At 61.6% G+C, this 13,276-nt stretch carries 10 protein-coding genes; 6 read left to right on the forward strand and 4 right to left on the reverse strand.

The genetic code is table 11. The features are described 5' to 3' along the window. Positions 1-915: 915 nt before the first annotated feature. The 6 genes from lexA (at position 916) to ACM6G4_RS18780 (ending at position 9,316) form a co-directional block, all read left to right on the forward strand. On the forward strand, positions 916-1,533 hold the full coding sequence (gene lexA, locus ACM6G4_RS18755) for a transcriptional repressor LexA (protein ID WP_347906995.1): 618 nt from the start codon (positions 916-918) through the stop codon (positions 1,531-1,533). Then, the gene (gene imuA / locus ACM6G4_RS18760) at positions 1,533-2,150 is read left to right on the forward strand and encodes a translesion DNA synthesis-associated protein ImuA (protein WP_056724376.1); all 618 of its coding nucleotides are present in this window, start codon (positions 1,533-1,535) and stop codon (positions 2,148-2,150) included. Before lexA ends, imuA begins: the two co-directional genes overlap by 1 nt. 7 nt (positions 2,151-2,157) lie before the next feature. After that, positions 2,158-3,573 carry a Y-family DNA polymerase gene (locus tag ACM6G4_RS18765; RefSeq protein WP_414914316.1) on the forward strand — a complete coding sequence of 472 codons (1,416 nt, stop codon included), beginning with the start codon at positions 2,158-2,160 and terminating at the stop codon, positions 3,571-3,573. Next, entirely contained in the window at positions 3,549-6,647 is a 3,099-nt protein-coding gene (locus ACM6G4_RS18770) for an error-prone DNA polymerase (RefSeq protein WP_414914317.1), read from the forward strand. Before ACM6G4_RS18765 ends, ACM6G4_RS18770 begins: the two co-directional genes overlap by 25 nt. A 159-nt stretch (positions 6,648-6,806) precedes the next feature. Then, positions 6,807-8,918, forward strand: a complete 2,112-nt coding sequence (locus ACM6G4_RS18775) for an ATP-binding protein (RefSeq protein ID WP_414914318.1) — start codon at positions 6,807-6,809, stop codon at positions 8,916-8,918. A gap of 164 nt (positions 8,919-9,082) precedes the next feature. Beyond that, the gene (locus ACM6G4_RS18780) at positions 9,083-9,316 is read left to right on the forward strand and encodes a DUF465 domain-containing protein (RefSeq protein WP_008050666.1); all 234 of its coding nucleotides are present in this window, start codon (positions 9,083-9,085) and stop codon (positions 9,314-9,316) included. A 275-nt stretch (positions 9,317-9,591) separates the two neighbouring features. Here the strand turns inward: ACM6G4_RS18780 and ACM6G4_RS18785 are convergent, their stop codons facing one another. The 4 genes from ACM6G4_RS18785 to ACM6G4_RS18800 form a co-directional block, all read right to left on the reverse strand. After that, positions 9,592-10,671 (reverse strand): SMP-30/gluconolactonase/LRE family protein, encoded by a 1,080-nt coding sequence (locus ACM6G4_RS18785; protein WP_056724384.1) that lies wholly within the window; start codon positions 10,669-10,671, stop codon positions 9,592-9,594. Beyond that, positions 10,668-11,813, reverse strand: coding sequence for a sterol desaturase/SRPBCC family protein (locus tag ACM6G4_RS18790; protein ID WP_414914319.1), 1,146 nt, complete (start codon positions 11,811-11,813; stop codon positions 10,668-10,670). Before ACM6G4_RS18790 ends, ACM6G4_RS18785 begins: the two co-directional genes overlap by 4 nt. A 106-nt stretch (positions 11,814-11,919) precedes the next feature. After that, complete coding sequence (locus ACM6G4_RS18795) at positions 11,920-12,783, reverse strand: LysR family transcriptional regulator (protein ID WP_056724386.1); 864 nt, start codon at positions 12,781-12,783, stop codon at positions 11,920-11,922. A gap of 144 nt (positions 12,784-12,927) precedes the next feature. Next, positions 12,928-13,242, reverse strand: a complete 315-nt coding sequence (locus ACM6G4_RS18800; protein ID WP_007946492.1) for an SCP2 sterol-binding domain-containing protein — start codon at positions 13,240-13,242, stop codon at positions 12,928-12,930. Positions 13,243-13,276 lie beyond the last annotated feature (34 nt).

The raw sequence follows: 13,276 nt of genomic DNA on the forward strand, positions 1-13,276 counted from the left end.
TATCGATATTAGCGAGTAGGCAATGAAGTGCGATAAAAGAAAAATTAGTTTCGATTCCTTGGAGTAAATAAATGATCGGGTGAATCCACTTTCCCTTCTTCCGATTATGTAAAAGGCGAATCCGAATAATGCGACACTTGAAGAGATGTAGGCATAAAACCATGCTGAAATCGTAATGTAATTGCTCGAAAAATAGTTGGGGTCTTGCCTGGTTATTGCAAAAAAATAGAACATCGCACAAGGTGATATCATGATCCAGAACAAGGCGATGGGTTCTTTTAGTTGTTCTTTTATGAATATGGACGTTAGGGAGAAAATTCTGGGCAGAATATTTTTAGTCATTGAGCGTCACTTTTTCAGGCTTGTTGTTTTTTATTTTTCTTTTATTTGTGGGGGCGCTTGGTATTAAGTGGTGCTGCAAGGATTAGTTGATTTTACTGTTGGACGCAAGCGAGAGGGTTTTGTGTTGTAGGGGAATTCCTGCATGTTTTTAAGATGCGTCCTGCATGATGTTAGGAACCTTAGTGGCTTGGTTTTGTTTTGGTGTGGATAGTTTCTAGCGTGGAACTGTGAAATTCCTTTTTGAAACTGTGTTTTAGTTTTCGGCAAGCAGAAATGATCTTGCTATGTTAAGTAGAATATTTCTGTAGGAGTAAATGTGCGTTTCGTACTTTTTTTATGGATTTTTATTTTCTTCAGATGCTAATTATTTTAGAAAGGCGACGAACGGTAGACCCTATTTTTTGATCGTCCGTTTTGTTCGAGTAAGGAGTGCTGGACGTTACGTTTGAACCGGCCTCCTGTAGGAGCTGCCGCAGGCTGCGATCTTTTCGCTCTGGTCTCAAGAGATCGCAGCCTCGTTTCACTCGACAGCTCCTACACGGTCCTTGCCAGGAAAAAGCCAAAAGAGTACAAATGTACTCCATGACGACTCTGACTCCCCGCCGTACCGCCATCCTGACCTTTATCCGCGATCGCATCGCCGAGCACGGTCAGCCTCCTAGCCTCGCTGAAATCAGTGAGGCGTTCGGTTTCGCCTCCCGCAGCGTGGCGCGCAAGCATGTGCTGGCGTTGACCGAAGCCGGGTTTATCGAGGTCAACCCGCATCAGGCCCGGGGCATTCGCCTGCTCGGGCAGCCGCCGCGTCCCGAATTGCTGGACATCCCGGTGCTCGGCCGGGTGGCGGCCGGTGCGCCGATTGGGGCCGATGCGGAGGTGCACAGCCGCTTGCTGCTCGATCCGTCGATCTTCTCGCGGGTGCCGGACTACATGTTGCGGGTGCGGGGTGATTCGATGATCGAGGACGGCATCCTCGACGGCGATCTGGTGGGCGTGCACCGCAGCCCCGAGGCCGTTAATGGCCAGATCGTCGTGGCGCGACTCGACGGCGAAGTCACCATCAAGCGCTTCGAGCGGGTCGGCGATGTGGTTCGCCTGCTGCCACGCAACCCGGCCTACCAGCCGATCATTGTCGAGGCCGACCGGGACCTGGCCATCGAAGGCGTGTTCTGTGGCCTGGTGAGGCAAGGCTGATGGGCGCCGTCGTTGCGCTGGATACGCTGTTCAATGGCGGCCAGGTCTGGAAGGGCCGGCCTGCGCCACCGGCCGCCAGCCCGCAACCCACCGGGCATGCCGCGCTGGACGCCGCGTTGCCCAGCGGTGGCTGGCCGGAGGCGGCGCTGACGGAAATCCTGTTGGCCGGGCAGGGCGTGGGCGAGTTGCAACTGGTGTGGCCGACCCTGGCACGGCTGTCGGCGGCGGGCGAGCGCATCGTGCTGGTGGCGCCGCCTTATGTGCCGTACCCCCAGGCGTGGCAGGGCGCCGGGGTCGATCTGCGGCAGTTGTCGATCATCCAGGCCAGCGAGCGCGATGCACTGTGGGCCGCGGAGCAATGCCTGCGTTCGGGCAGTTGCGGCGCGGTGCTGTGCTGGCCGCACAAGGCCGATGACCGCGCCTTGCGCCGCTTGCAGGTGGCGGCGGAAACCGGCCAGACCCTGGCCTTCGCCTATCGTCCCCTCGGTGAAGCGATCAACCCTTCGCCGGCGGCCCTGCGCATTGCCATCGATGCCCGTCCGGCACAACTGCGGGTGCTCAAGTGCCGCGGCGGCCTGGCCCGTTCGGCGCCGATTGCCTTCGCCGTGGGGCATTGAGGTTGCCATGCGCTGGGTCTGCATTGTTTTCCCGCAATTGGCGCTGGACGCGGTACTGCGTCAGCGCGCCGATCCCGATGAACCCCTGGCGCTGCTGACCGGTCCGGCCCAGCGCCGGGTGCTGCAGGCCGTCAACGGCGCGGCGCGGGCGCTGGGTTTGCGTCCCGGCCAGTCCATGAGCGCGGCACAGGCCTTGAGCAAAGGTTTTGTCACGGCTGAATATGACGCTGCTGAAATCGAACACTGGCAGCGGTTTCTCGCCGCCTGGGCCTATCGCTTCAGTTCCCAGGTCAGCGTGCATTACCCCCGGGCCCTGGTGTTCGAGATCGAATCCAGCCTCGGCCTGTTCGGCGCCTGGCCGCAATTCGAAGCGCTTCTGCGCCGTGAACTCGGTGAACTGGGGTTTCGCCACCGCATCGTGGCCGCGGCCAACCCGGTGGCGGCGCGGGTGCTGGCCAACGCCTATGACGGTCTGGTGGTGCCGGACGATCAAGCCTTGCAGCATCACCTGGGGCAAATGCCCGTCGACCGGGTCGGCCTCGAAGCCTCGGTCGCCACGGCCTTGTCGCGCATGGGCCTGCGCACCTTGAGCCAGGTGCAGGCGCTGCCCCGGCATAGCCTGGCCCGGCGCTTCGAGGCCCAGGTGCTCAAGCACCTGGATGCCCTCTTGGGTTTGCGGCGGTTGGCGCTGGCGTTCTACCTGCCGCCGGACCGCTTCGATGTGCGTATCGAGCTCAATTTCGATGTGCAGTCCCATCAAGCCTTGCTGTTTCCGTTGCGCCGGTTGACGGGAGACCTGTCGGCGTTCCTCTGCGGTCGCGATAGCGGCGTACAGCGTTTCGACCTGCATCTGGAGCACGCCGGGTTGCCGGACACGCTCATCAAGGTCGGCCTGCTCAGTGCCGAGCGCGATCCGGCGATGCTCTTCGAACTGGCCCGGGGGCGGCTGGAGCAAGTCCAGGTCGAGGCGCCGGTGCGCGGCTTTCGCCTGCGCGCCGAGGATTTGCCGACCTTCGTGCCCCAGCATCAGGAACTGTTCGACGATCGCCCGCAACAGTCCTTGCCCTGGGAGCAACTGCGCGAACGCCTGCGTGCACGGCTGGGGGATGACGCGGTGCATGGCTTGCGCTTCCAGGCCGATCACCGCCCCGAGTGCGCGTGGCAGGCCCGTGCCGACAGCCAGCCTTGCGCGGTGCCGGCCGCGGTGAAACGGCCGGGCTGGCTGCTGACTGAGCCGCTGGCCGTGCATCAGGGCTCGGCGCGCATCCTCATGGGGCCGGAGCGTATCGAGTCCGGCTGGTGGGACGGCGACGACGTACGCCGTGACTATTACCTGATCGAAACCCGTGCCGGCCAACAGGGCTGGGCCTACCGGGCGGTCGGTGAGGACGGCCCGCTGTGGTTGCAGGGCTGGTTCGCATGAGCAGCGACTATGCCGAACTGCACTGCCTGTCGAACTTCAGCTTCCAGCGCGGTGCCTCCAGTGCCCTCGAGCTGTTCCAGCGCGCGAAAAAGCAGGGTTATCAAGCCCTGGCGATCACCGACGAATGCACCCTGGCGGGCATCGTTCGGGCCTGGCAAGCGGCGAAGTCCGTGGAGTTGCCGCTGATCATCGGCAGTGAAATACGCATCGAGAACGGTCCGAAACTGGTGCTGCTGGTGGAGAGCCTCGAGGGCTATCAGGCGCTGTGCCGATTGATCACCCGCGCCCGGCGCCGCACGCAGAAAGGCCAGTATCAGGTGCTGCATGAAGACTTCAGCGAGCCCTTGCCGGGATTGTTGGCGTTGTGGGTGCCGGACGCTGTCGATGCCTTTGAACAGGGGCGCTGGCTCAAACAGGTCTTCGCCGAGCGCCTGTGGCTGGCGGTGCAGTTGCATCGCGGCCAGGACGATGCCCGGCGCCTGGGCGATCTGCTGAGCCTGGCCAGGGAGTTGTGCATCGCGGCCGTGGCCAGTGGCGATGTGCACATGCACGCGCGCGGCCGGCGCGCCTTGCAGGACACCATGACCGCGATCCGTCATCACCTGCCGGTGGCCGATGCCGGGTTGCGCCTGCACCCCAACGGCGAGCGCCATCTGCGCAGCCTCGACGTGCTGCAAGCGCTTTATCCGCCCGACTTGCTGGCCGAAACGCTGAACATCGCCCGGCGCTGCACCTTTGATCTTGGCCAGTTGCGTTACCAGTACCCCCGCGAACTGGTGCCGCAAGGACACTCGGCTACCTCGTGGCTGCGTCATTTGACCGAGGAAGGCATCGAGTGGCGCTGGCCAAAAGGGCCGAAAAGCGAAGTGCTGGTGCAGATCGACAAGGAGCTGCAACTGATCGCGGAGCTGGGCTATGAAAGCTACTTCCTGACAGTCCACGACATCGTCCGCTTTGCCCGCCAGCAACAGATTCTTTGTCAGGGGCGTGGTTCTGCCGCCAACTCGGCAGTGTGCTTCGCCCTGGGCATCACCGAAATCGATCCGGATCGCACCACGTTGTTGTTCGAGCGCTTTCTGTCCAAGGAACGTAACGAGCCGCCGGACATCGACGTCGATTTCGAGCATGAACGCCGCGAGGAAGTCTTGCAGTACGTGTTCCAGCGTTATGGCCGGGCCCGGGCCGCATTGACGGCGGTGGTCAGCACTTACCACGCCGCCGGAGCGGTGCGCGATGTGGCCAAGGCCTTGGGCTTGCCGCCGGACCAGATCAACGCCCTGGCCGATTGTTGCGGGCACTGGAGCGATGAAACGCCTCCCGTGGAACGTCTGCGCGAGGGCGGGTTTGACCCCGAAAGCCCAGTGTTGCACCGGGTGCTGAGCCTGACGGGGCAGTTGATCGGCTTCCCCCGGCATTTGTCCCAGCACCCCGGCGGTTTCGTGATTTCCGAGCAGCCGCTGGACAGTCTGGTGCCGGTGGAAAATGCCGCCATGGCCGAGCGCACCATCATTCAGTGGGACAAGGATGATCTCGATGCGGTCGGTTTGCTCAAGGTCGATATCCTGGCGCTGGGCATGCTCAGCGCGATTCGCCGATGTTTCGATCTGCTGCGCCGGCACCGGGGGCTGGACCTGAGTCTGGCGACCATCCCGTCCGAAGATGCGGCCACCTACGAAATGATCGGTCGGGCCGACACCATCGGCGTGTTCCAGATCGAATCCCGGGCACAGATGTCGATGTTGCCGAGGCTCAGGCCGAAGACGTTTTACGACCTGGTGATCGAGGTCGCCATCGTTCGGCCGGGGCCGATCCAGGGCGGCATGGTGCATCCGTACCTGCGGCGACGGAACAAGGAAGAACCGGAGGCCTATCCGTCACCGGAACTGGAGGTGGTACTCAAGCGCACCCTCGGCGTGCCGCTGTTTCAGGAACAGGTGATGCAGATCGCCATCGTCGCCGCCGACTACAGCCCCGGCGAGGCTGACCAGCTACGCCGCTCCATGGCCGCGTGGAAACGCCACGGCGGGCTCGAACCGCACAAGGCGCGGCTGGCCGCCGGCATGAAAAAAAACGGCTACACCGCCGAATTCGCCGCGCAGATCTTCGAACAGATCAAGGGCTTTGGCAGCTACGGTTTTCCCGAGTCCCACGCGGCCAGTTTTGCCTTGCTGACCTACGCCAGTTGCTGGTTGAAATGCCACGAGCCGGCGGCCTTCGCCTGTGCGCTGATCAACAGTTGGCCGATGGGGTTCTACAGCCCGGACCAGATTCTGCAGGACGTACGGCGTCATCATTTGCAGGTTCGTCCGGTGGACGTGCGCGCCAGTGACTGGGATTGCAGCCTGGAGCCGATCGCCGGTGCGCAACCGGCGATTCGCTTGGGGCTACGCATGATCAAGGGTTTTCGCGAGGACGATGCCCGGCGCATCGAGACGGCACGCTCCAAAGGCGCGTTTGCCGACATCGCCGACCTGGGCGAACGGGCGCGACTCGATGCCCGCGCCCAGGAGCAACTGGCCGATGCCGGCGCGTTGCGTGGGCTGGCCGGCGACCGGCATCGGGCACGCTGGGAAGTGGCCGGGGTACAAAAGCAGCTGGGTCTGTTTGCCGGCCTGCCGAGCCAGGAAGAGAACGCGGTGTCGTTGCCCAGACCCACCGTGGGCGAGGACCTGCAAGCCGATTACGCCAGTGTCGGCACCACCCTCGGGCCGCATCCGTTGGCCCTGTTGCGCGGTGAGTTGAAGGCGCGGCGCTGCCGCAGTTCGAAGGAGTTGCTGGACGTCGAGCACGGTCGGCCCGTCAGCGTTGCCGGACTGGTTACCGGCCGACAACGCCCGGCCACCGCCAGCGGCGTGACGTTCGTTACCCTCGAGGACGAGTTCGGCAACGTCAACGTGGTGGTGTGGCGCGACCTGGCAGAGCGCCAGCGCCAAGTGTTGGTCGGCTCGCAGTTGCTCAAGGTCGATGGGCGCTGGGAGAAGGAGGGTGAGGTCCGGCATCTGATTGCCGGACGCTTGAGTGACCTGAGCCCGTTGCTCGATGGCATCAGCGTGCGCAGCCGGGATTTTCACTAACCCCGCATTTCCCTGTAGGAGCGAGCCTGCTCGCGGTTACTGAGGACCAAATAGTGGGATCTCCAGTGGCCCGCGAGAATCAGCTATACCTCTATGAAACGAATAGCGCGCAGGATGCTCGAAACAAACGGGTGCAACTTACCGGGATAGAGCCAGCCGATGCAGTTTCTAGAGGAAAGCCACGGGTGCTCCGGGTGGAACGGCGAAATGGCCGGGCGCATTCGTGCGTTCGACTGGAGCCCGACCGAACTTGGCCCGCTCGATTCATGGTCCAGGAGCCTGAGCAGCGCGGTGCAGTTGATGCTCGCGTCCCCGCTGCCGATGGTGATGCTCTGGGGCCAGTCCGGCTACATGATCTATAACGACGCTTACTCCAAGTTTGCCGGTGGGCGTCATCCGTATCTGCTCGGTTCCGCTGTAGAGCTGGGTTGGCCGGAAGTCGCCGAATTCAATCGCCACGTGGTCGACACCTGCCTGGCGGGCGGCACCTTGTCCTATCGCAACAAAGAACTGGTGCTGCTGCGTGACGGGGTTCCAGAAGATGTCTGGATGGACCTCTACTACAGCCCGGTGGCCGACGATGACGGGCGCCCGGCCGGGGTCATGTCCATAGTGGTGGAAACCACGGAGCGGGTGATCTCCGAGCAACGGCGACAAGTGGCTGAAGACGCCTACCGCGCCGACAACGAACGGGTACGCCTGGCGCTCAACGCTGGCGCCTTGCTCGGTTCCTTTGTCTGGGACATCAAGGCCAACGTACTGACGGGTGATGAGCGCTTCGCTCGCGCGTTCTCTTATCCGCCCGGGCAAGACCTGCAAAACCTGTCCCAGGAAATCGCTGAAAGCCGGATCCATCCGGATGACCGCAGTTGGGTTCAGGAGCGAGTCAGACTGTCGGTGGAGACGGGCGAGCCCTACAACGTCGAATACCGGATCCAGCGCCCGGATGGCAGCTACCTTTGGGTACTCGCCAGTGGTTGTTGCGAGTTCAATGAGCAGGGCGAGGCGTTTCGCTTCCCCGGCGTGTTGATCGATATCCACGAACGCAAGAACGCCGAAGAGTCCCTGCTCAAGTTCACCCGCAACCTGGAACAGCGGGTGGCCGATGAGGTCGAGGCGCGGCTGGCGGCGGAAGAACAACTGCGCCAGTCACAGAAACTCGAAGCCATCGGTGGCCTCACCGGCGGTGTGGCCCATGACTTCAACAACCTGTTGCAAGTGATCGCCGGCAACCTGCACCTGCTGGCGCGCCATGAGCCGGATAACGCCAATGTGCAACGCCGGGTCTCGGCGTCGATCGCTGCCGTCGAGCGCGGCGCCAAGCTGTCCTCGCAACTGCTTGCATTTGCCCGTCGCCAACCGTTGTCGCCCGCGGTCTTCACATTGCGGCAGATTTTCGATGGCCTGGCGGAGCTGTTGCTGCGAGCCCTGGGTGAAACCCTTCAGGTTCACATGACGGCTCCCGAAGACTCGTGGAATGTGTTTGTCGATCGCAACCAACTGGAAAACGCCATTCTCAATCTGGCGATCAATGCCCGTGACGCCCTTCAAGGCGAAGGCAGGATTGACCTGTGCGCGGAAAACATCGTCCTCGACCGCAAGTTTTGCGCTGCAAAGGGCATTGCCCCCGGGGACTATGTGCGGGTGTCCGTGACGGATACCGGCGTCGGCATGCCGCCACAGGTACTGGCCCAGGCGTTCGAGCCGTTCTTCACCACAAAGGCCGACGGGCAGGGTACCGGCCTGGGCCTGAGCATGGTGTTTGGCTTCGTCAAGCAGAGTGGCGGTCATATCGAAATCGCCAGTGAAGTGGGGCGGGGGACCCGGGTGCAGTTGTACTTCCCGCGCACCTTGCGCGCGGCACCCAGCGAAACGCCGGGCGCTGATGTGCCGCAACGGGGCGGGCACGAGCGCATCCTGGTGGTGGAGGACAATGAGGCCGTGCGGGTAGCGGCGGTGGAGTTGTTGCGAGAAGAGGGCTATCAGGTCCTTACGGCCACCAACGGTGACGTCGCCATGCAAACGTTGCTGGAAGGGCTGGCGGTGGACCTGATATTTACCGACGTGGTCATGCCCGGCCTGATCAAGAGTTCGGATCTGGCGGCCTGGGCGAAAGTGCAGGAGCCACCGGTGGCCGTGTTGTTCACCTCAGGGCATACCCGCGACATCATCTCGCGCAACCACCAGCTCAGCCCCGACACCCACCTGTTGAGCAAACCCTACAATCCTGAAGCGCTCAGGCAAATGGTGCGCATGGTGCTCAACGGCTGAAACCGCTTGAGCAGACAAAGGTTTTAGCGCCTGTGGGACCGGACGACGAACGGACACCGCTGGTCTGACAGGTGGTCGACAGAACGGGCAAACCGAGGCCATTCTGATAGTTGGTGAACGCAATTGATCGCGTTTCGCTGCCGATCAACTAACGGAGGTGTTCCATGCCGGTGCCCCATGACCTTTATCAGGATCTGAAACGCTCAAAGGAAGAAATCCAGCAGAAACGCACCAAGGATCCGTTACTGGATTCACTGCTTAACAAGTATTCCCAGGCGGATGCCGAAGTGGTGAAAGCAGAGGAGGCCAAGTCCAACGATGACACCGTAAGGAAGCTCAAGGAGACACGTCTGCTGGTCAAGGACAAGATCGTCAAGCAACTTGGCGCGTCGTCCTGACCCACCAGCCTGCCACCGACGACCGGTGGCTGAACAGTTGAAATGGCACAAAAAAAATGGCACCTCGAATGCCCAGAGACCGATGTTACGGCTCTCAACGAGGTGCCTCATGACCCAGCCCGAATATCCCGATGAACTGAACGCTGTCCCATGTGGGAGCGGGCTTGCTCGCGAAGACGTCAGCACAGTCAACACCACTGGTGACTGCCCGTCCGCCATCGCGAGCAAGCTCGCTCCCACAATGGGTCCTGGGTGAGTTGAGACAGGGCGCTTGCTCATTGCAATGCCTTGCTTAACGGCAATCGCACCATGTTCCGGGCTTTCAGCGAACCGAAATACAACCAGTCCCCATATTCGCGCACCGTGGTGATGGGGGAGTAGTTGTTTTTGCTGCCATCCTGCAGGTTGGCGATCACTTTGCCCTCAAGGTCCAGGCCCAGGGCAAATCCGCGTTTTTCCACGGGCTTGGGCAATACGGTCATGGCTCGCACGATCATCTTGCGTACCAACGGATGCGGTGCCGTGGCGTCGAGCAAGGGGTTTCGGGGGGCATACAGGGCTACCCAGAAGCGGTCGCGGCCATTGAACGACAGGTTGTCCGGCAGCCCCGGCAGATTGTCGATGAACAGGTCATGGGTGCCGGCTTTCGGACCGGTGAGCCAATAACGGCTGATGCGGTAGGCACCGGTTTCATTGACCAGTACATAGGCATCGTCCGGACCCAGGGTCACGCCGTTGGCAAATTCCAGCTTATCCAGCACAACCGCCGTCTTGCCGGTCTGGAAATCGTAGCGCAGCAGTCGACCGTCGCCGCCGTGTTCGATCACGGCCTCACCGTCGTGGCCATAGCCGAAGTGGCTCGAAGCATCGCTGAAGTAAGCATAGTGACCGGGTTTGTCGATGGCCACATCGTCGATAAAACTGAAGGGAACGCCGTCGGCTTCTGTGGTCAAGGCCACCAGGCGTCCCTGGGCGTCGAGGGACAACAGACCTTTGACGGCGTCGGCGATCACCAGCAGACCATTGGGATGCCGGGCCAGGCCCAGCGGTCGGCCACCGGTATCGGCCAGGATCTTAGTGTTGTTGCCGTCCAGGCTCGTGCGGATCAGGCGACCGTCGTGCAGGCCGGTGATGAGCGCGTCGTTTTCCAGCAACAAGGCTTCCGGTCCATCGATGTTGGCGGCACCCACGCGTTCCACGTCCTTGAGCCGCTGGTTGTCGGCGTAGATTCCGCTGGTGAGAGACGGTGCAGGTTGTGGCGTCCAGGCCACTGGTCGCACCTTGGTCGGCATCAGCAGCAGGAAGGCGCCGATGACGATGATGGCAAGCAGCAGGCATTTGAAGGTTCTGCTCACGCGCCGACCCCCGTCGCCGCCAGATACTTCTGCGCCATGTCGCGCAATGCCAGCATCGACGCCGCCGATTCCCCATCGATGCGTCGCTTGAGCAGCAACCGGTTGGCAATGCGCATCGCCAGGCCGCTGAACTGATACTCCAGGGTGCGGACGAAGCGGGTGTCCTCGCCTGTGGCATCGCATTCATAGGTCACCACCAGCGACAGGCCGTGATCACCCCGGGCCTCGGCGCTCCAGCGCCGCCCGGGCAGGTATTCCGCTACCTCCCAGCGCAAGTGTCCGTCGCGCCCGCCGGCACGGATGTCTTCCTCGAAACGTGCACCGGCGTGCAACGGACCTTGTGGCCCATCGATGCGCAGCGACGACGGATGCCATTGCGGCCAAAGGGTCACGGTACTGGCGTAGGCAAGTACCTGGACCGGGTTTCCGGCAATGACAATCTGATGTTGCATGCGGGTCATGGGCGTTCTCGTCGGGTTGAGCGGCTCAGGTTCCGGCTCCCAATAGAGGGTGCCGAACAGGTAGTCCATCAGCGGGAAAACGATGTTGAAATTACGCTCCTGCATCAATTCGCGGCGGTGATGCAGTTCGTGCAACCGGCGCATCTGGCGGATCCACGGCAATCGTGTGACCAGGTTGCGCGACGGCAGGTGCTCGCAGGCATGGAACACTTCGTAAACCAGGTAACCGAGGACAAGAAGGCCGCCGACCAATCCGGCGACGTTGGTGTTGATGTGCTTGAGGAGCCACCAGAGGGGCAGGGCGAAGGCGAGGGTGTGCAGCACGATCAGCCACGCCGGAAACAGGATCACCCGCCAGTCGCGGGCGCTGTCGTAGGTCATGTGGCCGGGGGTGAAAAAGCTGTGGTGGTCGACTGCGTGACGGACATAAAACAGCCGGGCGAAGCTCTTTTTATGATGCCCCAGGTGGCGATGCACCATGAACACGCCGAGGTTGAACAACAGTAGTGTGACGGGTACCGCCAGCCATTCCGTTGGCCGCACCTGATGTACGTTGCTCCAGAAAGCGCTGATCGCTACTGCCCCGAACACCAGGACAAACACGCCGTGCAGCCAGGGATTGTAGAGCGGATGAATGTTGGCGCGGTAACGGCTGCGGAATCCTTCGGTGGTCTGCCTCACTGCAATCACCAGTCGTTTTTGTTATCTCTTTCAGATTAGCCGATCCCGGTGATTTGACGGAGCGAACCTTGATGACACAACGGCCATGATCCGGTGCAAACCGGTCTCAGGTCAGCGGGTCCCAGCGCTGCGACCAGTCTTCGTCGGAATCGATGACCTTGCGCAGCAGGTCGAAGGCGCGTTGCAGCGTCGGCGAGTCACGATCGCGCGAGTAGACCAGATAGGTCGGGTAGTTGAATTCCGGTGCCTTGGGCACCCGTTCCAGGGCGCCGCTTTGCAGATAGCTCTGCACGACGCGGGTGCGGAAGTAGCCACTGCCGCCGTTTTCGAGAAGGTACTGCAAGCCCAGCGGGCCGAGATTGAAACTCAGCGCGGCCTTGGCTTTTTCCGGCAGCGCGGCGTCGTGCTGGCGCCGGAAATCGGCGCCCCAATCGATGTACACATAAGGATCGGGCTTGTCGACCTGGCGCACGAGAATCAGTTTTTCTTCGAGAACCTGCTCAACCTGCAAACGCGGCCAATACTCGGGCTGATACACCAGCGCGGCATCCAGAACGCCCAACTCCAGTTGCCGCAGCAGGTTTTCGCCGTCACGGATTTCCATGCGCAGGGCGTGGCTGGGGATGTTCTTGCGGATTTCACCGGCCCAGCCGAGCATCAGCGGATTGCACAGGCTCACCTCGCCACCGATGTGCAGCACATCGTGAAAACCCTCGGGCAACGGCAAATCACGCCGCGCGGCTTCCCAGGTTTGCACCAGTTGATTGGCATACACCACGAACGCTTCGCCGTTGGGCGTCAGGCGGGCGCCGGCACGGTTGCGCACGAACAGGGTGCTGCCCAACTGGCTCTCGAGTTTTTGCACCCGCGCGGTGATCGCGGTCTGGGTGACATGGAGTTTTTCCGCGGCGGCAGCCAGGCTGCCATGGCGGACGATTTCGAGGAAGGTGCGGGCGAGGTCGATGTCCATGGGGTGGCCGGTGTGGGAAGTTCAGGCATTGTATGCCCCCTTGCCACAAGGTTCAGCGGCGGGCAGGCAAAAACGACGAATCCCGCCACTAAGGGCGGGATTCGTTTGCAGCAGGCACACTCCCGAAGTTCGGGAGCCAGGTGCTTACGACGGGAACAGTTCGGACAGTTTCATCGCCAGCATCATGTCGCCTTCAGCGCGCAGTTTGCCGCCCATGAACGCTTGCATGCCGTCAGTCGAACCGTCGACGATGCCTTGCAGGGTTTCGCCGTCCATCACCAGGGTAACTTGTGCGTCCGGGTTCTCGCCTTCCTGCAGTTCGCAGGTGCTGTCCTTGACGATCAGCGAGAAGTTCTTGGTGTCGTCGATGCGGAAACCGAAGACCAGGTCCAGACCGGCAGCAGCGGCTGGGTTGAACTTGGCTTTCATTGCTTGTACGGCATCAGCTACGGAGGTCATGGTTCGATCCTTTCTTGGGTAATAAGAGCTGGGT

It is taken from the genome of Pseudomonas sp. IT-P258, from assembly GCF_949767825.1.
Taxonomy (GTDB): domain Bacteria; phylum Pseudomonadota; class Gammaproteobacteria; order Pseudomonadales; family Pseudomonadaceae; genus Aquipseudomonas; species Aquipseudomonas monachiensis.